Source organism: Roseivivax sp. THAF30, from assembly GCF_009363575.1.
Lineage (GTDB): Bacteria > Pseudomonadota > Alphaproteobacteria > Rhodobacterales > Rhodobacteraceae > Roseivivax > Roseivivax halotolerans.
This window is the reverse complement of the sequence record NZ_CP045389.1, coordinates 3,274,217-3,293,661: the sequence shown is the minus strand read 5'-3', so window position 1 is coordinate 3,293,661 and position 19,445 is coordinate 3,274,217. Positions and strand designations below refer to the sequence as shown.

Genomic DNA, 19,445 nt, shown 5'->3' with positions numbered 1-19,445 from the left:
CCTCTGAACTCTGAGGACATGAGATGAACCAGGAAATCACCAACAACCCGTTCAACCCGCTGACCCCGCCCAAGGCGTTCGACGAGATCAAGGTCTCGCTGGCCTCCCCGGAGCGGATTCTCAGCTGGTCCTTCGGCGAGATCAAGAAGCCCGAGACGATCAACTACCGCACGTTCAAGCCTGAGCGTGACGGTCTGTTCTGCGCGCGCATCTTCGGTCCGATCAAGGATTACGAATGCCTCTGCGGCAAGTACAAGCGCATGAAGTATCGCGGCGTCGTCTGCGAGAAATGCGGTGTCGAGGTTACGCTCCAGAAGGTCCGCCGTGAGCGGATGGGCCATATCGAGCTGGCCGCACCCTGCGCGCATATCTGGTTCCTGAAGTCGCTGCCCTCGCGCATCGGCCTCATGCTGGACATGACGCTGCGCGATCTCGAGCGCATTCTCTACTTCGAGAACTACGTCGTGATCGAGCCGGGTCTGACCGATCTGACCTATGGCCAGCTCCTGACCGAGGATGAATTCCTCGACGCGCAGGACCAGTATGGCATGGACGCGTTCACCGCCAATATCGGTGCCGAGGCGATCCGCGAGATGCTTGCCCAGATCGACCTCGAGGCCGATGCCGAGCAGCTGCGCGAGGAGCTGAAGGAAGCCACCGGCGAGCTGAAGCCCAAGAAGATCATCAAGCGCCTGAAGGTCGTCGAGCACTTCCTCGAGTCCGGCAACCGCCCCGAGTGGATGATCATGACCGTCGTTCCGGTCATTCCGCCGGAACTCCGGCCGCTGGTGCCGCTCGATGGCGGCCGCTTCGCGACGTCCGACCTCAACGACCTTTATCGCCGGGTCATCAACCGCAATAACCGTCTCAAGCGGCTGATCGAGCTGCGCGCACCGGACATCATCGTCCGGAACGAAAAGCGGATGCTGCAGGAATCGGTCGACGCGCTCTTCGACAACGGCCGTCGCGGGCGCGTCATCACGGGCGCGAACAAGCGTCCGCTGAAGTCGCTGTCCGACATGCTGAAAGGCAAGCAGGGCCGGTTCCGTCAGAACCTTCTCGGCAAGCGCGTCGATTTCTCGGGCCGTTCGGTCATCGTGACCGGCCCCGAACTCAAGCTGCACCAGTGCGGTCTTCCGAAGAAGATGGCGCTCGAGCTGTTCAAGCCGTTCATCTACTCGCGGCTCGAGGCGAAGGGACTGAGCTCCACCGTCAAGCAGGCGAAGAAGCTGGTCGAGAAAGAGCGCCCGGAAGTCTGGGACATCCTAGACGAGGTGATCCGTGAGCATCCGGTTCTGCTGAACCGCGCGCCGACGCTGCACCGTCTCGGCATCCAGGCCTTCGAGCCCACATTGATCGAAGGTAAGGCGATCCAGCTGCACCCGCTCGTCTGCGCGGCGTTCAACGCCGACTTCGACGGTGACCAGATGGCCGTTCACGTGCCGCTGAGCCTTGAGGCGCAGCTTGAGGCGCGCGTCCTGATGATGTCCACGAACAACGTTCTGTCGCCGGCCAACGGCGCGCCGATCATCGTGCCGTCACAGGACATGATCCTCGGCCTCTACTACACCTCGATCATGCGTCACGGCATGAAGGGCGAAGGCATGGTCTTCGGCTCCGTCGAGGAAGTGGAACACGCGCTCAACGCGGGCGAGGTGCATCTGCACGCCAAGATCGAGTGCCGCATCAAGCAGATCGACGACGAGGGCCAGGAGGTCTTCAAGCGCTACGAGACAACGCCGGGCCGCGTGCGCCTGGGCGGCCTTCTGCCGCTCAACGCCAAGGCACCGTTCGAGCTCGTGAACACGCTTCTTCGGAAGAAGGACGTGCAGCGCGTCATCGACACCGTCTATCGTTACTGCGGTCAGAAAGAGTCGGTTATCTTCTGCGACCAGATCATGTCCATGGGCTTCAAGGAGGCGTTCCGCGCGGGCATCTCCTTTGGCAAGGACGACATGGTCATCCCCGAGGACAAGTGGGCCATCGTCGAAGACACCCGCGAACAGGTGAAGGACTTCGAACAGCAATACATGGACGGCCTGATCACCCAGGGTGAGAAGTACAACAAGGTCGTCGATGCCTGGTCGAAGTGTAACGACAAGGTCACCGAAGCGATGATGTCCACGATCTCGGCGGCCAAGACCGACGAGAACGGGGCCGAGGCGGAACCGAACTCGGTCTACATGATGGCGCATTCCGGTGCGCGTGGCTCGGTCACCCAGATGAAGCAGCTGGGCGGGATGCGCGGTCTGATGGCGAAGCCGAACGGCGACATCATCGAGACGCCGATCATCTCGAACTTTAAGGAAGGCCTGACCGTTCTCGAGTACTTCAACTCGACGCACGGTGCGCGGAAGGGTCTGTCGGACACCGCTCTGAAGACGGCGAACTCGGGCTACCTGACCCGTCGTCTCGTGGACGTGGCGCAGGATTGCATCGTCCGCATGCACGATTGCGGCACCGACCGTTCGATCACCGCCGAGGCGGCGATCAGCGACGGCGAAGTCGTGGCGTCCATCGGCGAGCGGCTTCTCGGCCGCGTGGCTGCCGAGGACATCGTGAAGCCGGGCACCGACGAGGTTCTGGTCAAGGAAGGCCAGATCATCGACGAGCGCTCTGCCGATGCGATCGAGGAGGCCGCGGTGCAGACCGCGCGCATCCGCTCGCCGCTGACCTGCGATGCCGAAGAGGGCGTCTGCGCCATGTGCTACGGGCGTGACCTCGCGCGCGGCACGATGGTCAACACCGGCGAGGCTGTCGGCATCATCGCGGCACAGTCCATCGGTGAGCCCGGCACGCAGCTGACGATGCGGACCTTCCACATCGGCGGCGTCGCGCAGGGTGGCCAGCAAAGCTTCCTCGAAGCGTCGCAATCGGGCATCATCGAGTACGAGAACGCCAACACCCTGGTGAACGCGGCGGGCGACACGCTCGTGATGGGGCGGAACATGAAGCTCCGCATCATGGACGAGCACGGCGCCGAACGCGCGAGCCACAAGGTCGGCTACGGCACCAAGCTCTTCGTCAAGGAAGGCGACAAGATCGAGCGCGGGGCGAAACTCTTCGAGTGGGACCCCTATACGCTGCCGATCATCGCCGAGAAGGCGGGTGTCGCGCGTCACGTCGACCTCGTGAACGGCGTTGCTGTACGAGAAGAGACCGACGATGCCACTGGCATGTCGCAGAAGATCGTCATGGATTGGCGGGCCGCGCCCAAGGGCAACGAGCTCAAGCCCGAGATCATCCTTCAGGATGAAAACGGTGAGCCTGTGCGCAACGAGGCGGGCAACCCGATCACTTATCCGATGTCGGTCGACGCGATCCTCTCGGTCGAGGACGGCCAGGAGGTCGCCGCGGGTGACGTGGTGGCGCGTATTCCGCGCGAAGGTGCGAAGACGAAGGACATCACCGGCGGTCTGCCGCGTGTGGCCGAACTCTTCGAGGCACGCCGGCCCAAGGATCACGCGATCATCGCGGAGATCGACGGCTACGTGCGCTTCGGCAAGGACTACAAGAACAAGCGCCGCATCTCGATCGAGCCGGTCGACGACAGCCTGGAGCCCAAGGAGTACATGATCCCAAAGGGCAAGCACATCCCGGTCGTCGAAGGGGACTACGTCCAGAAGGGCGACTACATCATGGACGGCAACCCCGCTCCCCACGACATCCTGTCGATCATGGGCGTCGAGGCACTGGCCAATTACATGATCAACGAGGTCCAGGAGGTCTACCGACTGCAGGGCGTGAAGATCAACGACAAGCACGTCGAGGTCATCGTTCGGCAGATGCTCCAGAAGTGGGAAATCCTCGACAGCGGGGACACCACGCTTCTCAAGGGCGAGCACGTGGACAAGCTCGAGTTCGACGAGGCCAATGCCAAGGCCGAGAAGAAGAACGGTCGCCCCGCCAAGGGTGAGCCGATCCTTCTCGGGATCACCAAGGCATCGCTGCAGACGCGCTCCTTCATCTCCGCCGCTTCCTTCCAGGAGACGACGCGGGTCCTCACCGAAGCGTCGGTGCAGGGCAAGGTGGATCGCCTTCAGGGTCTGAAGGAGAACGTCATCGTTGGCCGCCTCATCCCGGCGGGCACCGGCGGCGCGATCAACCGCGTCGAGAAGATCGCCAGCGATCGCGACAACGTCGTCATCGAAGCGCGCCGGAGCGAGGCCGAAGAGGCCGCCCGCCTCGCCGCGCCCGCCGAGGACGTGGTCGGTGGCGGCGAGTTCGACACGGTGATCGAGGACACCTCCGAGAGCCGCGAATAAGCCTCTGGCGCATATGTTGAAAAAAGACCCCCGGCCGAGCGGCCGGGGGTTTTTCTTTGTGCAGTCGAGATCGGTACAGGGATCAGGCGTCAGTCGCTGGTCGTCATCCGGTCCGCCTTCTTCCGGACCAGCACCGTCCGCAGATCGTGCATCGCCAGAAGCAGCGCGTCCGTTACTTCCTCGAGCTGCTCGTCCGTCGCGCGGGTCTGGGCCCAATGCGTCGTCAGATTCATGTGGTCGATCGCGCGGTGGATGTCGTCGATGTCGCGCAGCGCCAGAAGCGCCTTCCGCTTCGCCATCCAGCGCCGGATCTCCTCGTAATCCTCATCCGACAGAACCCTGTCGCCCTGCGGCTTGATCTCTCCGTTGCGGATATTGGCGACGGCGATCGGATCCATTTCGATCCGCCGCTGCCGGTTCTCGGTATCGATCCGGAAGACGAGCGCGCCGTTCTCGCGGATGCGGAAGTAATAGTCGGGCAATGTGCCTGTCATGTCGCCTCTCTCAAGCCGTCGCAGAACCGATGAATCCGCCGACATGCCTCTTGCAGATCATCTTCCGAGGTGGCGTAGCTGATGCGAAAATGCGGAGAAAGACCGAAAGCCGCGCCGAACACGACGGCGACCCCTTCTTCTTCCAGAAGCGCACGCGCGAATGTCTCGTCATCGGCGATCAGGGTGCCGCCCGCGCTTGTCTTGCCTATCGCGGCCTCGCAGGACGGATAGACGTAGAATGCCCCTTGCGGCACCTCGCAGGAAAGATGCGGCGCATCGTTGAGCGCGCTGACGACCAGATCGCGCCGTCTTGCGAAGGCAGCGTTCCGCTCGGCCAGGAAATCCTGCGGCCCGGTCAGCGCCTCGACCGCCGCCCATTGGCTGATCGAGCATGGATTGGTGGTCGATTGCGACTGCACCTTCCGCATCGCGGTGATGAGCTCTTCGGGGCCGGCCGCGTAACCGATGCGCCAGCCGGTCATCGCGTAGGCTTTGGAGACGCCGTTCACAGTGAGCGTGCGGTCCATGAGGCCCGGCTCCACCTCGGCTGGGGTGCAGAAGTCGAACCCGTCATAGGCGAGGTGCTCGTACATGTCGTCGGACATGACCCAGACATGCGGATGACGCATCAGCACGTCGGTCAATGCCCGCAGCTCGGTGCGCGAATACCCCGCGCCGGTCGGGTTCGACGGAGAGTTGAAGATGAACCACTTCGTGCGCGGTGTGATCGCGGCCTCGAGCGCTTCGGGCGTGATCTTGAAGCCCGTCTCGCTGCCCGCCGGCACAATCACCGGCTCGGCGCCGGCCAGCTTCACGATGTCGGGGTAGCTCACCCAGTAAGGCGCGGGGATCACCACCTCGTCGCCCGGATTGAGGGTCGCGAGGGCAGCGTTGAACAAGATCTGCTTGCCGCCCGTCGAGACCGAAACTTGCGACGGCGTGTAGCTCAGCCCGTTTTCGCGAAGAAATTTCTCGCAAATCGCAGCCTTCAGCTCTGGAATGCCGTCCGGCGCGGTATATTTCGTTTTCCCAGCATGAATCGCCGCAATGGCTGCAGCCTTGATGTTCTCGGGCGTGTCAAAGTCAGGCTCGCCGGCCCCGAGCCCGATGATGTCGCGACCGGCCAGCGCAAGCTCCCGCGCGAGCTGGGTCACGGAAACAGTGGGCGACGGGGCCACCCGATCTAAGGATCGCGACAGGAAAGACATCTCTGGACCATGGGCAAACAATGATTTGCAATGGTGTAATGAAAGCTGCGACGGAAAGGCAAGTCCGGCGCGGGAAACTGGAGGAGAGTGAGACGTGACAAGCGATTTCGATTGGTACGGACCCGAGGCCGCCACGTTCGGCGACAGGATCGCGGCAGCCCGCGACGCGGCCCAGATGACGCCCGAGCAACTGGCTCGCCGTCTCGGCGTGAAGCTGCGGACGCTGCAGAACTGGGAGAACGATCTTTCTGAACCGCGCGCCAACAAATTGTCGATGATCTCGGGCCTGCTCAACGTCTCGATGATCTGGCTGCTGACGGGCGAGGGAGACGGTGTTTCCGCGCCCTCCGAAGAGATCTCTCAGACTGCGGATATCCGCGACGCGCTGGCCGAGTTGCGGGCGATCCGAACCGAGATGAAGACCCTCGCCGAACGGGCCGGACGGGTCGAGAAACGCCTTCGCACGGCCGTCCAGACCGAAACCGCATGATCGAGGAAAGCCGCAATCCCGACGAGACCCGCGAGCATCGCGTCAAGCGCCTGACCATGCGCTCGATGCGGCGCGGCATCAAGGAAATGGACCTGATCCTCATGCGCTTCGCCGCGGCCAAGCTCGCGGCGATGGAGGAGGATGGCCTCGACGCCTATGATGCGCTCCTGTCCGAGAACGACCAGGATCTCTACCAGTGGGTGACCGGTCAAATCGAGCCGCCCGCGCGTCATGAGGCGATCGTAAGCGAGATCCGGGATGCCATTGCCGAAGGATACGCGGCGTCCGACCGATAACGCTGGGCCGGCTTAACGGTTTTTTCGATCTTTTGAGGTGTTCTGCCTGCCAATCGCAAAAGTGCGGAGCACAGGCATGAGTATCCAGTCCCAGATCGGCCGCATCGACGGTACGGGCTTCATGGGGTCCTATCTCGAAACGCTGGCGATGGTCGAACGGCTGCACAGGCTGCTTCTCGACGTCATCAAGGATGAGTTCGAACGCGTCGGCGTCCTTGAGATCAACGCGGTGCAGGCTCTCTTGCTGTTCAATATCGGCGACAACGAGGTCACTGCGGGAGAGCTGAAATCGCGTGGCTATTACCAGGGTTCGAATGTCAGCTACAATCTCAAGAAGCTGGTCGATGCCGGGTATATGCACCACCAAAGATGCGAAATCGACAGGCGTTCCGTCCGCGTGCGCCTGACCGAGAAGGGACGGGGCATTCGGGATGTCATCGCCAGGCTCTTTGCCAACCACGCCGATGGAATGCGGGACAAGGGGGTGATCGGCGAGGACGGATTTGCCGATCTCACGCATACCCTCAAACGGGTGGAGCGGTACTGGAGCGATCAGATCCGGTATATCTACTAAGGTCGCGTCGTCAGCCCGGATGCGGGCCACGCCCGCCACCGACGTGTCCACCGACGACGATGTTGTTGATTTCGCGGAAGAGCTTGCGGGTCATGGCGCGGCGATATCCTTCGTAGCCGTCCGACAGCTCGACAAAAGCCCCTGGCCCATGTGCCACGTTCGAGGCGTAATAATCGGCGACCATCGGATCGGCCCCGAGAACAGCAAGCCCGTTCACCGTAACGCCGGAAAAGGGGAAGTGCTTGTAGGCCAGTTGCGGCCCGAACCCGTCATTCGTGATACCGTCACCGGAGATGTCGATCACCCGGCGGGTGCAGTCAGGCCCGCGCGCCAGCAGCGTCGAGCCGAAGCCCAGCGCATAGCCCATCGCCGTCGGAAAGCGGCTCTGGCTGCGCGGAAAGCCCCTCAGCCGCTCGATGACCGCGTCGAGATCGGAACCCTGGCGCAGTTCGGTCCAGTCCATGACGATTTCGTTTTGTTGACGTCCGCTCCATTCATAGATGGACAGCGCCACGTGACCGGGCCCCGACAGGATCGCGCGGCGGATGTCCGGGTCGTCCAGCGCGGCCGCCGCGCCGTCCCGTTGCAGGATATACTCTCGATCATCGACCGAGCTTGAGACATCGAGCGCGAGCACGAGCGCGAGCCGGCAGCCTTCCTGCGCCGCGACCGGAGGCGCGGCCCACACCGCAGCCCCCGCAAGGGCCGCGGCGGAGAGGGCGCGCCTCACCAATGCCCGGTATTCTCCATCGAGGCCCACGGCTCCTGCGGCTCCTTCGCGTCGCCCTTCTGCAAAAGCTCCACCGACACGTTGTCGGGCGAACGGACGAAGGCCATGTGTCCGTCCCGCGGCGGGCGATTGATCGTCACGCCGTTATCCATCAGCTTCTGGCAGAGCGCGTAGATATCATCGACGCGGTAGGCGAGGTGGCCGAAATGACGGCTGTCGTCGGGAAGCTGGTCGTCGCCATCCCAGTTGTAAGTCAGCTCGACATCGTTGTGCCCGTCTTCCTGGCCCGGAGGGCACATGAAGACCAGCGTGAAGCGGCCGGCCTCGACCTCTTTGCGCGTCCGCTCCTTCAGGCCGAGCATTTCGTAAAATGCCATGGATTTCTCGAGATCCTTCACCCGGACCATCGTGTGCAGATATTCGATCGACATGGATGCCGCACCTTTCCTGTTCAGTCTGCGGTGACAGGGTAGGGGCTTTCCGCCCGCTGTCGAGATGCCCGCCGCGCCCGAAGCGGTCAAAAGGCCGAAGAAATCCCGAAGCGAACGCTGACTTCTTCGGTGTCGAAGCGGCTGACATTCGACGAGCGGCTCTCGGCGGTCACCGCGACTTCCGGCACGAATCCGGCATAGTCGAGCGCCGAGAAACTCATCGTCAGCCCAGCCGAATAGGAGGTGTCCTGACGACCGCCCGGCACTTCGATGATGCCGACGACATAGTCCGAATAATGCGCTTCGCTCACGCCGAGCTGGCCGGCCAGTTCCATTCCGAGGATCGGCTTTTCATGCGCGTAGCCCATGCTGAACCCGATCGAGTGGCCGTCCTGGAACTCGGCGCGGGGATCGCTGATCTGGCCGTGTAGTGTGCCGCTGATCGTCCCGACGGAGAGGCCGTAGCTCAGCCCGAGGCTCAGCCGGTCGTAGCGTTCGGTCTCCTCTGGGCGATCCTCGAGCCGTCGCAGCTCAAGGCCATAGCCCGCGCTGAAACGCAGCGCGTCGGTCAGCTTGATCCAGCCGCGGGTGTCGCCTCGCGCGAAATCGAATTGCGAGTCCTGCCCGTACCATGTCCGCCCGCCGGTCAGCGTGAGAGCCGCGCCCGTTCGGCCGGATGCAGAGACGACTTCGTGCCTGAGCCCGGCCTCCATCGTCGTCTGGTCGAAATCGTCATTCTCCAGATCGGGGGCCTGTTCCTGCGCATCCGCGCTCAGCTCGACCCGGCGCTCGTAGTGACGGAATATCGCCGAATTGCGCCACTGCCTACCCTGCACGAGCCGGTAGCGCAGATCGAATTGCAGCCGTGCCTCGACCCCCTCGAGCGCCTTGGCCGACCCCGACAGAAGCCCCACGGCATCGACGCCCGCGATCTCGTTGAAATCGTCCGACGAGCCGTCATTGACGTTCGACGACGGCGCGACGGAGGCCTTGAGCGAGAACCACAGCGGATTGATCGCACGGACCTGACGGTAATCGTCGGCCACCGCATTGCGCGTGACCTCGTCCGGCGCGGCCTCGTAGGCGCGGCGCAACCAGAGTTGGCTGTTCGTGTAACTGCCCGACCGGAAGGCCGACCGCGCGGCGATCTCCGAGGCGGCGAACCGCGCGCGGTCATCTTCGGCCAGGCGAAAGACCCGCGCCGCGGCCCGCTTCGCGCCAGCCGGATCGCCTTTGGCTTCGGCGATGCGGGCGCGTAGGAAAAGAGAGCCGCTATCGTCAGGGTTTTTCGCAAGGATCTCGGTCAGAAGGTCTTCGGCAGCGGGCAGGTGCCCGAAACGCACGAGGTCATAGGCCAGGCTGCGCGCCTCGGGCAGGGTCAGCGTCTGTTCCTGCGCACTGGCTGCAGAGCCGGCGGCGAGCGCCAGAGCGGCGCTCGCCAATAGACTGATGACCCCGGGCCGCACGTTACCTCGAGAAATCCGGATTGGTCTGATCGCAGATCGGATCCGTCGCACCCGCAGTCCCGCATTTGTCGAGCACGAAGGTGCCGACCTCGAGCTCGTCTTCGAAGCCCAGAACGTCGGCCTGTCCATCGTTGTTGTTCAGCACCAGACCACCGGCCACCGCTTCCGCGTCAGGTCCGCCGAAGACGCCTTCATAGGTGCCGGGGCTGCCATTGCCGACATCCTCGGTGGAATAGACGGGCTGGACCTCGCTGTATTCGACCGTTCCGGAGAACTCCCCGTTCTCGCTGATATCGGTCGGCGCAAGAACGAGCGACGGCAGATCGTCGCCGGTCTCGACGATGACCCGGTCATACACCGTGCCATTCACGATGTTGTCCGCGAAATCGGCGTTGATGAAGACCTCGCCGGTCGTGGTCAGAACGACGCCGCCAGGCACAACCTCGATCGGCGTATCGGGGTCGATCGGAACGAGATCGGGGGTCGGGCCGAAGATGTTCATGATGCCGACGTAGCCGCCGGCATAGCTGACAAGGCCTGTCGTCTCGGTGGCTTCGGGCGGGTCGTAATCGCCGTCGCGCGCGACAAAGACGCCGTTGAAGATCTTGTTGAACTGCCCGCCGGTTGCCACGACCGAGCCGCGCACAGAGCCGCTGTTGTTGTCAGCGGCGGAATAGGCGCGCGAATAGCGATCGAGCGGGTCGTCCTGGATCACGTAGGCCAGAAAGCCGTTCTGATCGAGATCGGCGCGGCGCGCATATGCAGTCACAGGGGCGCCGCCATCGAGGCTCAGCCCTTCGACCAGTAGCGTGTCGCCTTCCAGCGTGATCCGTGTGACATCCTCGAGCGCGATTTCCCCGGGATCGGTATCCTCGGTGCCATCATCCGTGCCGTCATCCGTCCCATCATCCGTCCCGTCATCGGTTCCGTCGTCCGTTGCGCTGCGCGAAATCGGGTTGCCGCTGGATCCGCCATCGCCACAGGCCGATAGCATCGCCAATGCGATGAGCATCGCTAGAATGCGGGTCATGTGTCCTGCCTCGGTTTTTATCTGCTCTTTTGCCTGAATTGGTTGTCAGAGCCGCGCGGCAAGTCAATTCCGTCGCGCAGGCCGGGCGCAGAAAGCGCAAAGAGTGCGGCGGATTTGCACGACTTCATATGGTGGTTTTCTGCCGCATACTCTGCAAGATATAGTCAAAAGCGACTCATCTAGCGGCGGAGTGCCTCCATGACCCTCACCCCGGACCAACAGGCCGAAATCGACGCCCTGCGCGGGCAGACGCAAACGACGCTGCGCGCGACCGTGCCGGGGATGGAGCAGCATCTCTACCATGCGCGGCCCGTGCTCGATCACGGTTTTGTCCGCGTGATCGACTACATGGGCGACGACAGCGCGATCTGTCAGGCCGCGCGCGTCTCCTACGGGAGGGGCACGAAGAGCGTGTCGAACGACGAGGGGCTGATCCGCTACCTCATGCGCCATTGGCATTCGACGCCGTTCGAGATGTGCGAGATCAAGCTTCATGTGAAGCTGCCGGTCTTCGTCGCGCGGCAGTGGATCCGGCACCGCACGGCCAACGTGAACGAATACTCGGCGCGATACTCGATCCTCGACCGGGAATTCTACATCCCCGCACCCGAGGCGCTGGCCGCGCAATCGACGGTCAACAACCAGGGGCGGGGCGAGGCGCTCTCGGGGGAGGAGGCGGACCGCGTGCTGCGCTACCTGCGGGACGACGCGATGCGCGCCTACGACCATTACGAAGAGATGATCTCGGACGAAGGGCAGCAGGGGCTCGCGCGGGAATTGGCGCGGATGAACCTGCCGGCGAACATCTACACGCAATGGTATTGGAAGGTGGACCTGCACAACCTTCTGCATTTCCTGCGCCTGCGTGCGGATGCCCACGCGCAATACGAGATCCGCGTCTATGCCGAGGCGATCTGCGAGATGGTCAAGGACTGGGTGCCCGCCGCTTACAAGGCGTTCGAGGATTACCGCATGGGCGGCGCGACACTGTCGGCCGGCGCGCTCGATTGCGTGCGCCGCATGCTCAACGGCGAAGAGGTGACGCAGGAAAACTCCGGCATGTCCAAGGGCGAATGGCGGGAGTTTCAGGGGGTGATCGGCGGCCAATAAGAGCTTGCGCTCGAAGCGTGAAGCGCCAAGCCGTTCAAAGGCTGGGTCCTTTCCTCCTGCCTTGGCGCCGCTACCTCTGCGATACACGGCAGAGAGGCCCCGCCATGCTCCTTCTTTATATCCTCACCGCGCTCATTTTCCTGGTCCTCGACGCGATCATGCTCACGAGCGTGATGAAGCCGATCTTCTCGCGGCACCTTGGCGATGCGATGCGCGAGAGCCCGATGCTTCTTCCGGCAGCGGCATTCTACCTCGCCTATGTCGCGGGGCTGGTGTTCCTGGTCTCCGCCCCGGCGCTGCGCGATGCGGTGCCGCTTCGAGCGGGGCTGCACGGCGCGATCATCGGCGCGATGGCCTATGGCACCTATGAGTTCACCTCGATGGCGGTGATGCGGGACTGGTCCTGGCAGATGGTTGTCACCGATACGCTCTGGGGGACCGTGCTGACCGGGTTCTCGGCATTTGCTGGCGTCTGGCTCGTGCTGCGATTCACGTCCTGAGATCACGGGCGGAACTCCGCTGCTTTCCGCCGATAAGCCTCGGGAAAGGAAGCGGAAATCAGCCTGTGTTCCTCATCCGCAACGGAACAAATTCGTGACCGCTCCGTGACGGAACGAAGCGGCTTTCATACCCATTTCTGCTGCGACGCCCTCAGGAGCGAGGGCGCCTGAACAGTGACAAAATCGGAGCAGATACATGTTCGCAAAAACCATGACCGCAGCCGTGGCGCTCAGCGCCGCCACCGCAACCGCAGCATTCGCAGGCGACCCGATGGCCGGTAAGGCCGAGCCCGCGCCGATGGCACCCGCCCCGACGCCGGCGCCCGCTCCGGCGCCGGTCTATGACTTCACCGGCCCGTCGGTTGGTGTGCAGCTCGGCTACAACGACCTCGACCTCGACTCCGACCTCGGTGACGAGGAAGAAGAAGGCGGCAGCATCGGTGTGCGCGGCAACTACGACTTCCGCCTCGGCAACAGCATCATCGCGGGTGTCGGCCTTCAGTATGACGAAGCCAACATCGAACTCGACAATTCGGGCGAGCTCGACAACATCATGCGCCTCGGCGGCCGTCTCGGCGTCGATTCCGGCCGTAACTTCTTCTACGGCACCGGCGGCTACGCGCGGGCAACCGGCGCGGATGACGATCTCGGCGATTCCGATGGCTACTTCGCAGGCGTCGGCTACGAGGTCTTCCTGCAAGAGAACGTGACCGTCGGCACCGAAGTCGTGTACCAGGAATTCAACGAATTCGACAACGACGCAGAGCTTGATGCGACCTCCGCGAACGTCTCGCTGAACTACCGTTTCTGAGGTCTGCCTCTAAACGTCAAAGCGCCCGGCCCATTGGGTCGGGCGTTTTTGTTTGCGCTTTGGAAACGCTGAGTTGCACCGGCCGGAACGCGGCCGCGTCGGCGATAGAAATTGACTAAATCCCTGTCAGGGGCCAAGGTCTTGGCATCCGATCATTTTTTTGCCGGGGGGCAGTCAATCATGTTCATCAGATCCGCAGCTTTGGGCCTTGCCACGCTGTGCCTTACGGGCAGCGCGGCCTTGGCCAGCGATGCCTACACGGGCACCCATAACGATCCTAATTCCAATTTTCTTTATCACGAGGTGCGAGGCGTCGCGAATTACTGCCCGGCGGGTCTTCAGCCGGTCCAGATCGGCGGCGAGATCTGCTGCGGCAAGCCGAACGCCGCCCCCTATGTCGACCGCGCCGGTGCCGTCCGTAAGGTGTATCATCGCCCCGCGCAGAGCCATGCGGGCGTGAAAGGCACCTATTATGCGCCCGAGGGCGAAAAGGGTGTGACGCGCTACTAAGCGGCCCTTCACATCCCGTGCCGCCCCGCGTATACGCCCGGCCTGACAAGACTTGAGGGCCGGGCACATGCAGGGCAGCGCGAATATCAACATCATGATCAAGGCCGCGCGGAAAGCCGGGCGATCGCTCGTGAAAGACTTTCGCGAGATCGAGAACCTGCAGGCTTCGGCCCGGGGCGCCGCGGATTTCGTGCAGCGCGCCGACCTTGCCGCCGGGAAGGTTCTGAAGGAAGAACTGACGACCGCTCGCGGCACCTATGGCTGGCTGGCAAAGGGTGAGACCGAGATCGAGGGCGAAGACCCGACCCGCCGCTGGATCGTCGATCCGCTCGATGGCGCGGCCAACTTCCAGCACGGCCTGCCGCATTGGGCTATCTCCATCGCGCTCGAGCACAAGGGCCGCATCGTCGCTGGCGTGGTCTACGACGCCGCCAAGGACGAGATGTTCTATGCCGAGAGCGGGGCGGGTTCCTGGCTCAACGACAACAAGCGGATGCGCGTCTCGGGCCGCTCGCGCATGCACGAGGCGATCTTCGCCACCGGCGTGCCCTTCTCGGCCAAGCATACGCTGCCGGCGACCCTGAAGGATCTTGCAAAGCTGATGCCCGCTTGCGGCGGCGTGCGCCACTGGGGTGCGGCCTCGCTCAACCTCGCCTACGTGGCGGCCGGGCGGTTCGATGGGTTCTGGCAGCGCGAGCTGAACATCTGGAACCTCGCTGCGGGATCGCTTCTGGCGCTCGAGGGCGGCGCGCTCGTGTCGGGTGTGCGCGAAGGTCAGGATCCGCTCGAAAGCGGCGCGATCCTGTGCGCCAACGGACAGCTCTATGACGGGTTCGCCCGTCTGATCCGCGAGGTTTAACGGTCCGAGGGGTGGTTTACCCCGTCGTTCCAGGGAATGGGCTCATGTTCGGCGGGATTCACCGCGTCGATTGCGCCCATGTTCACGCCATACTCGTTCGGGTTCGAACGACGGCGGTGATACATGTAGATCCCGCAGACCGAACAGAAGTGGTGCTGTGCGGTCATCGTGCCGAACTGGTAGAGCGTCAGCGTCTCCGCGCCTTTGACGACCTCCAGCTCCCCCATCGGCACCGAGACGGCAGGCACGGCGCGCCTGCGGCAATAGGAGCAATCGCAGCGCCGCGCCGTGTTCAGCCCGTCCGATAGTGTCACGCGCAATTCGATCGCGCCACAATGGCAGGTCAGTCGGGTTTCATGCTGCTGGCTCATCGTCCCCAAGGCCCCTTCCTGCGTTGGCTGCGTCTGCTCCGGCCCGCGCTTGGCACGTTGGAGCGCACGAAGGCATAGCGCGCCTCTGGATGTGGCGGGTGGCCGTGGGTCTTTTCCCAAAAGGCTGGACCGCCGCGTTTGAGCCAGAGCGGCAGGACCAGCAGCATCCCGATGACGAACCCGCCCGCATGGGCCCAGTACGCGACGCCTCCCGCATCGGCGGGCGTGCCAAACCCGCCGAGGAACTGCATGCCGAGCCAGAGCGCCAGCATGATCCAGGCGGGAATGGTGATGATCTTGAAGATGATGATCAGGATCACGAGGATATCGACCCGCGCTTTAGGGAACAGCAGCAGGTACGCCCCCATCACTCCCGCGATGGCCCCGGATGCCCCGACCATCGGCACCTGGCTGAAGGGCGCGGTGACGTATTGCGCGAGGCCCGCCCCGATGCCGCTGGCGAGGTAGAAACCAAGATAGCCCAAATGGCCGAGCTCGTCCTCGACGTTGTCGCCGAAGATGAACAGAAACAGCATGTTGCCCGCAAGGTGCAGAATGCCGCCATGCAGGAACATCGAGGTCAAAAGGCCGCCATAGCCTTCACCGGCCGACATGCGTGCCGGGATGAGCGCCCAGTCCCAGAAAAAGACATTGAGCGCGCGAACATCCGAGAAAAGGTCGTAATATCCGATGAAGATCAGGATATTCGCCGCGATCAGCCCGTAGGTGACGAAAGGCGTGACGCCGGACGGGTTGTGATCGCGGATCGGAAACATGGCAGGGAGCTTGGCATGCGGCAGCGCGGCGTCAAGCGCAGACGGCCGCACGATCCGGCAAAAGGTCGTGCGGCCGCAGGGATCAGACCCCGCTCAGGAGCTTGGCGTTACCGCCCGCGGCGGTCGTGTCGACGCAGACATGTCGCTCCATCCGCGCGTGACCCGTGTCGGGGGCCCCGGTGATGAGCGGCACGATCGGTCCGTCGCGATCTGCCAACGCGGAGCGATAAGTCCGTGCCGTCTCTTCGTCGCCCCACCAGATCGCAGATGAAAGACCGTTGAGCGAGGTCAGAACCTTCGCCTCGATGCTGCCTTCCGCAGCCACGGCCTTGCCGCCAAGAGCTTCGATCGCCTTGACCTGCGCCGCTGCTGCCTCCTTGCCGGGGCCGAGGCAAAGCACCGTGTCCCGCGGCATGGTGTAGAGCATGTTCGACTCGCCCGTCGGTCCCGGCAGCTCTTGCCGATCCAGCGTCTTTGCAGGCTTTGAAGTGGTCAGCGCTTTTTCGATCCGCTTGGCATCGTCACTCCCGGACCAGCTTTCGCCCGACATATCGGCCGTGTGGCGGCGGAAGCGATCCACGTAGAGCGGCCCGCCCGCCTTCGGTCCGGTACCCGACAATCCCTCGCCACCAAAGGGCTGCGAGCCCACGATCGCGCCGATCTGGTTGCGATTGACGTAGATGTTGCCGGCCTCGATCCGCTCCGAGACGTGCTGCACACGGTCGTCGATCCGGGTCTGCAAGCCAAAGGTCAGCCCGTAACCCGTGCCGTTGATGTCGTCGATCACACGGTCGAGCTTTTCGGCCTTGTAGGTCGCGACATGCAGGACCGGTCCGAAGACCTCGCGCTCGAGATCGCCGATCCCCTTCACCCGGATCAGCGCGGGCGGGACGAAGTAGCCGTCCGAGGGCACGGCGCATTCCTTCAGGATGCGCCCGTCCTTTCGCGCCGCGTCGATATAGCCGGTGATGTCCTTGTGCGCCTCGGCGTCGATCACCGGGCCGACATCGGTCGACACATCCCAAGGCGTGCCGATCTGCAGGGCCTCCATCGCGCCTGTCAGCATCTCGAGGAAGCTTTCTGCAATATCTTCCTGAACGTAGAGACAGCGCAGAGCGGAGCAGCGCTGGCCTGCCGATTGGAAGGCCGATTCGACGATGGCCGCGACCGCCTGTTCGGGCAGGGCGGTGGAATCGACGATCATCGCGTTGAGCCCGCCTGTCTCCGCGATCAGCGGCGCGCCGGGTTCCAGATGCTTGGCGACAGAGGCGTGGATCAGCCGCGCCGTTTCGGTCGAGCCGGTGAAGGCGACGCCGTTCACGCCGGGCGTGGACGTCATCGCCGCACCCACATCTCCCGCACCGGGCAGGAGCTGCAGAACCTCGCGTGGCACACCCGCCTCGTGCATCAGCTCTGCCGCGCGCCAGCCGATGAGCGGCGTCTGCTCGGCCGGTTTCGCGAGAACCGCGTTGCCCGCCGCGAGCGCCGCGGCGATCTGGCCGGTGAAGATGGCGAGCGGGAAGTTCCACGGTGAGATGCACACGAAGGTGCCGACCGGCGGATCGCCTGCCGTCCGGTTGGCGTAATAGCGCAGGAAGTCGACCGCTTCGCGGACTTCGGCCACGGCATCGAACAGCATCTTGCCCGCCTCGCGATGCAGGATCGCGAAAAGCTCGCCATACCGCGCCTCGTAGAGATCCGCGATCTTGTTGAGGATGCGCGAGCGTTCTTCCGGGCTCGCATCCCAGACTTTCGCCGCACCCGCGGCGGCGGTCACGGTTTCGGGCGTGGCCCATGTGACCGTGCCGACTTGATCGTTGCGATTTGCCGGGTTCAGGATCGGGTCTTTGTCGCCCGCCTCGGCCTCGACGGCCAGGAGCGGCTTCGCGTCCCAACTCTGGGTCTTGTATGCGCCGCGATCCGCTTCGATCTTTGCGAGCGTCGGTCGGTGCCGCGTGTCCCAGCCTTGGGAATTCTTGCGCTCGGGCGCGAACAGCTCCGGCCCGGTCGCGAGGTCGGGAAACTCGACGCTTTCGAACGGGTCGGCGGCGACGACCTTTGGCGGCACGTTCTCGTCGACGATCTGGTTCACGAAGGACGAGTTCGCCCCGTTTTCCAGAAGTCGGCGCACGAGGTAGGCCAGAAGGTCGCGATGCGCGCCCACAGGGGCGTAGATCCGGCACCGCGTGCCGTTCTCGCGCATCAGGATCTCGTGCAGCGCCTCGCCCATGCCGTGCAGCCGCTGAAACTCGTAGACGCCCGGATCGGCGCCCATGTCGATGATCGCGGCGGCGGTGTGGGCGTTATGCGTGGCAAATTGCGGATAGATCCGGTCGGTCATGCCGAGCAGCTTCCGCGCATTGGCGATGAACGAAATGTCGGTCGCCGATTTAGAAGTGAAGACCGGAAAGCTGTCGACGCCAATGACTTGCGCGCGCTTGATCTCGGTATCCCAATAGGCGCCTTTCACGAGACGCACCATGATCTTGCGGTCGAGCCGCTCAGCCAGGTCATAGAGCCAGTCGAGCGTCGGACCCGCGCGCTTGCCGTAGGCTTGCACGACGACACCGAAGCCGCCCCAGCCCTTGAGCGCGGGATCGGAGAGCACCGTTTCGATCACATCGAGCGAGATCGCGAGCCGGTCCGCCTCCTCGGCATCGATGTTGAGGCCGATCCCCGCCGAGCGCGCGATGCCGCAGAGCGTCCGCAGACGTGGGACGACGTATTCCATGACCTGCTCGTATTGCAGCTCGTCATAGCGCGGATGCAGGGCCGACAGCTTGACCGAGATACCCGGGTTATCGCGGATGTCCTTGGATTTCGCAGCGCCCGCGATGGCGTTGATCGCCTTGGAATAGGAAAGGTGATAGCGCCGTGCGTCCTCTTCGGTGCGGGCGGCCTCGCCAAGCATGTCGTAGGAATAGGTATAGCCCTTTTCCTCTTGCTTCGCGGCGCGCTTCATCGCGCTTTCGATCGTCTCGCCCAGAACGAATTGCTGACCCATGACGCGCATCGCCTGACCGACCGCGCGGCGGATGACCGGCTCGCCGAGCCGCTTGATCGCGCCGCGCAGATGCGCGACGGGGCCGGGCTCGTGATCCTTGAGCACGTTGCCTGTCAGCATCAGCGCCCAGGTCGAGGCATTGACTAGCGACGAGGTCGAATGGCCCATGTGCTTGCCCCAGTCTGAGGGCGCGATCTTGTCTTCGATCAGCGCGTCGATCGTCTCGGCGTCGGGCACGCGCAGGAGCGCCTCGGCCAGACACATGAGCGCAATGCCCTCATCGGTCGAGAGCCCGTATTCGGCGAGGAATGTCTCCATCAGGCCCGGACGCGCGTGGTTGCGAATCTTGGTAACAAGCTCGGCCCCCGCCTCGGAGATGCGCTTGCGATCGGCCTCGGAGAGCCCGGCCTCGCCGCGCAGTTCTTCGACCAGCTTGCGCTCATCGGCGTAGGTCAGTGCGTCGATTTCGCGGCGCAGCTCGGAAGTGGCGTCTCTGGGCATGGTGTCCTCCGTCGGTTTG

The 19,445-nt window shown here is 63.6% G+C and carries 18 protein-coding genes; 9 read left to right on the top strand and 9 right to left on the bottom strand.

The window, feature by feature from the left end; translation table 11 throughout:
* Positions 1-23 precede the first annotated feature (23 nt).
* Entirely contained in the window at positions 24-4,265 is a 4,242-nt protein-coding gene (gene rpoC, locus FIU91_RS15950) for a DNA-directed RNA polymerase subunit beta' (protein WP_152463232.1), read from the top strand.
* An 89-nt stretch (positions 4,266-4,354) separates the two neighbouring features.
* Here rpoC and FIU91_RS15945 read toward each other — a convergent pair whose 3' ends face one another.
* Positions 4,355-4,759 (bottom strand): hypothetical protein, encoded by a 405-nt coding sequence (locus tag FIU91_RS15945; RefSeq protein ID WP_152463231.1) that lies wholly within the window; start codon positions 4,757-4,759, stop codon positions 4,355-4,357.
* Positions 4,756-5,967: a pyridoxal phosphate-dependent aminotransferase gene (locus FIU91_RS15940; RefSeq protein WP_152463230.1), complete on the bottom strand. Its 1,212-nt coding sequence runs from the start codon at positions 5,965-5,967 to the stop codon at positions 4,756-4,758. Before FIU91_RS15940 ends, FIU91_RS15945 begins: the two co-directional genes overlap by 4 nt.
* Before the next feature lie 94 nt (positions 5,968-6,061).
* On the opposite strand from FIU91_RS15940, the gene FIU91_RS15935 reads away from it, so the two are divergent.
* The 3 genes from FIU91_RS15935 to FIU91_RS15925 all read left to right on the top strand — a co-directional run bounded on the left by FIU91_RS15935 (position 6,062) and on the right by FIU91_RS15925 (position 7,327).
* Positions 6,062-6,457 carry a helix-turn-helix domain-containing protein gene (locus tag FIU91_RS15935; RefSeq protein WP_093015346.1) on the top strand — a complete coding sequence of 132 codons (396 nt, stop codon included), beginning with the start codon at positions 6,062-6,064 and terminating at the stop codon, positions 6,455-6,457.
* The gene (locus FIU91_RS15930) at positions 6,454-6,753 is read left to right on the top strand and encodes a succinate dehydrogenase assembly factor 2 (RefSeq protein ID WP_152463229.1); all 300 of its coding nucleotides are present in this window, start codon (positions 6,454-6,456) and stop codon (positions 6,751-6,753) included. Before FIU91_RS15935 ends, FIU91_RS15930 begins: the two co-directional genes overlap by 4 nt.
* Before the next feature lie 76 nt (positions 6,754-6,829).
* On the top strand, positions 6,830-7,327 hold the full coding sequence (locus FIU91_RS15925) for a MarR family winged helix-turn-helix transcriptional regulator (protein ID WP_093015340.1): 498 nt from the start codon (positions 6,830-6,832) through the stop codon (positions 7,325-7,327).
* 10 nt (positions 7,328-7,337) lie between these two features.
* Here the strand turns inward: FIU91_RS15925 and FIU91_RS15920 are convergent, their stop codons facing one another.
* From FIU91_RS15920 to FIU91_RS15905, 4 genes are all read right to left on the bottom strand, one after another.
* Positions 7,338-8,087, bottom strand: a complete 750-nt coding sequence (locus FIU91_RS15920) for a DUF1194 domain-containing protein (protein ID WP_152463228.1) — start codon at positions 8,085-8,087, stop codon at positions 7,338-7,340.
* Positions 8,054-8,488 (bottom strand): VOC family protein, encoded by a 435-nt coding sequence (locus tag FIU91_RS15915; RefSeq protein WP_152463227.1) that lies wholly within the window; start codon positions 8,486-8,488, stop codon positions 8,054-8,056. The genes FIU91_RS15920 and FIU91_RS15915 overlap by 34 nt, the downstream gene beginning before the upstream one ends.
* 86 nt (positions 8,489-8,574) lie before the next feature.
* Complete coding sequence (locus tag FIU91_RS15910) at positions 8,575-9,930, bottom strand: lipopolysaccharide assembly protein LapB (protein ID WP_152463226.1); 1,356 nt, start codon at positions 9,928-9,930, stop codon at positions 8,575-8,577.
* A 25-nt stretch (positions 9,931-9,955) separates the two neighbouring features.
* On the bottom strand, positions 9,956-10,984 hold the full coding sequence (locus FIU91_RS15905) for a thymidylate synthase (protein ID WP_152463225.1): 1,029 nt from the start codon (positions 10,982-10,984) through the stop codon (positions 9,956-9,958).
* 198 nt (positions 10,985-11,182) lie between these two features.
* Here FIU91_RS15905 and thyX point away from each other — a divergent pair, with 198 nt between their 5' ends.
* From thyX to FIU91_RS15880, 5 genes are all read left to right on the top strand, one after another.
* On the top strand, positions 11,183-12,094 hold the full coding sequence (gene thyX / locus FIU91_RS15900; protein WP_152463224.1) for an FAD-dependent thymidylate synthase: 912 nt from the start codon (positions 11,183-11,185) through the stop codon (positions 12,092-12,094).
* A gap of 104 nt (positions 12,095-12,198) precedes the next feature.
* Positions 12,199-12,594 (top strand): DUF2177 family protein, encoded by a 396-nt coding sequence (locus FIU91_RS15895; RefSeq protein ID WP_152463223.1) that lies wholly within the window; start codon positions 12,199-12,201, stop codon positions 12,592-12,594.
* Positions 12,595-12,790: 196 nt separating this feature from the next.
* Positions 12,791-13,405: an outer membrane protein gene (locus tag FIU91_RS15890; protein ID WP_254701985.1), complete on the top strand. Its 615-nt coding sequence runs from the start codon at positions 12,791-12,793 to the stop codon at positions 13,403-13,405.
* A gap of 180 nt (positions 13,406-13,585) precedes the next feature.
* Positions 13,586-13,915: a hypothetical protein gene (locus tag FIU91_RS15885; protein WP_152463222.1), complete on the top strand. Its 330-nt coding sequence runs from the start codon at positions 13,586-13,588 to the stop codon at positions 13,913-13,915.
* A 67-nt stretch (positions 13,916-13,982) separates the two neighbouring features.
* Positions 13,983-14,774, top strand: coding sequence for an inositol monophosphatase family protein (locus FIU91_RS15880; RefSeq protein WP_093015317.1), 792 nt, complete (start codon positions 13,983-13,985; stop codon positions 14,772-14,774).
* On the opposite strand, the gene FIU91_RS15875 is transcribed toward FIU91_RS15880, so the two are convergent.
* The 3 genes from FIU91_RS15875 to putA form a co-directional block, all read right to left on the bottom strand.
* Positions 14,771-15,145, bottom strand: coding sequence for a GFA family protein (locus FIU91_RS15875; RefSeq protein ID WP_152463221.1), 375 nt, complete (start codon positions 15,143-15,145; stop codon positions 14,771-14,773). The two genes, FIU91_RS15880 and FIU91_RS15875, sit on opposite strands and share 4 nt — an antisense overlap.
* A complete protein-coding gene (locus FIU91_RS15870) occupies positions 15,142-15,921 on the bottom strand; it encodes a rhomboid family intramembrane serine protease (RefSeq protein WP_152463220.1) in 780 nt (259 codons plus the stop codon). The genes FIU91_RS15875 and FIU91_RS15870 overlap by 4 nt, the downstream gene beginning before the upstream one ends.
* Before the next feature lie 82 nt (positions 15,922-16,003).
* Positions 16,004-19,426: a bifunctional proline dehydrogenase/L-glutamate gamma-semialdehyde dehydrogenase PutA gene (gene putA / locus FIU91_RS15865; RefSeq protein ID WP_152463219.1), complete on the bottom strand. Its 3,423-nt coding sequence runs from the start codon at positions 19,424-19,426 to the stop codon at positions 16,004-16,006.
* Positions 19,427-19,445 lie beyond the last annotated feature (19 nt).

Excerpts from the sequence above, each read along its gene's own strand:
- rpoC (WP_152463232.1), top strand. The coding sequence starts at position 24 with ATGAACCAGGAAATCACCAACAACCCGTTCAACCCGCTGACCCCGCCC.
- FIU91_RS15945 (WP_152463231.1), bottom strand. The coding sequence starts at position 4,759 with ATGACAGGCACATTGCCCGACTATTACTTCCGCATCCGCGAGAACGGC.
- FIU91_RS15940 (WP_152463230.1), bottom strand. The coding sequence starts at position 5,967 with ATGTCTTTCCTGTCGCGATCCTTAGATCGGGTGGCCCCGTCGCCCACT.
- FIU91_RS15930 (WP_152463229.1), top strand. The coding sequence starts at position 6,454 with ATGATCGAGGAAAGCCGCAATCCCGACGAGACCCGCGAGCATCGCGTC.
- FIU91_RS15925 (WP_093015340.1), top strand. The coding sequence starts at position 6,830 with ATGAGTATCCAGTCCCAGATCGGCCGCATCGACGGTACGGGCTTCATG.
- FIU91_RS15915 (WP_152463227.1), bottom strand. The coding sequence starts at position 8,488 with ATGTCGATCGAATATCTGCACACGATGGTCCGGGTGAAGGATCTCGAG.
- FIU91_RS15905 (WP_152463225.1), bottom strand. The coding sequence starts at position 10,984 with ATGACCCGCATTCTAGCGATGCTCATCGCATTGGCGATGCTATCGGCC.
- thyX (WP_152463224.1), top strand. The coding sequence starts at position 11,183 with ATGACCCTCACCCCGGACCAACAGGCCGAAATCGACGCCCTGCGCGGG.
- FIU91_RS15895 (WP_152463223.1), top strand. The coding sequence starts at position 12,199 with ATGCTCCTTCTTTATATCCTCACCGCGCTCATTTTCCTGGTCCTCGAC.
- FIU91_RS15890 (WP_254701985.1), top strand. The coding sequence starts at position 12,791 with ATGTTCGCAAAAACCATGACCGCAGCCGTGGCGCTCAGCGCCGCCACC.
- FIU91_RS15885 (WP_152463222.1), top strand. The coding sequence starts at position 13,586 with ATGTTCATCAGATCCGCAGCTTTGGGCCTTGCCACGCTGTGCCTTACG.
- FIU91_RS15880 (WP_093015317.1), top strand. The coding sequence starts at position 13,983 with ATGCAGGGCAGCGCGAATATCAACATCATGATCAAGGCCGCGCGGAAA.
- FIU91_RS15875 (WP_152463221.1), bottom strand. The coding sequence starts at position 15,145 with ATGAGCCAGCAGCATGAAACCCGACTGACCTGCCATTGTGGCGCGATC.
- FIU91_RS15870 (WP_152463220.1), bottom strand. The coding sequence starts at position 15,921 with ATGTTTCCGATCCGCGATCACAACCCGTCCGGCGTCACGCCTTTCGTC.
- putA (WP_152463219.1), bottom strand. The coding sequence starts at position 19,426 with ATGCCCAGAGACGCCACTTCCGAGCTGCGCCGCGAAATCGACGCACTG.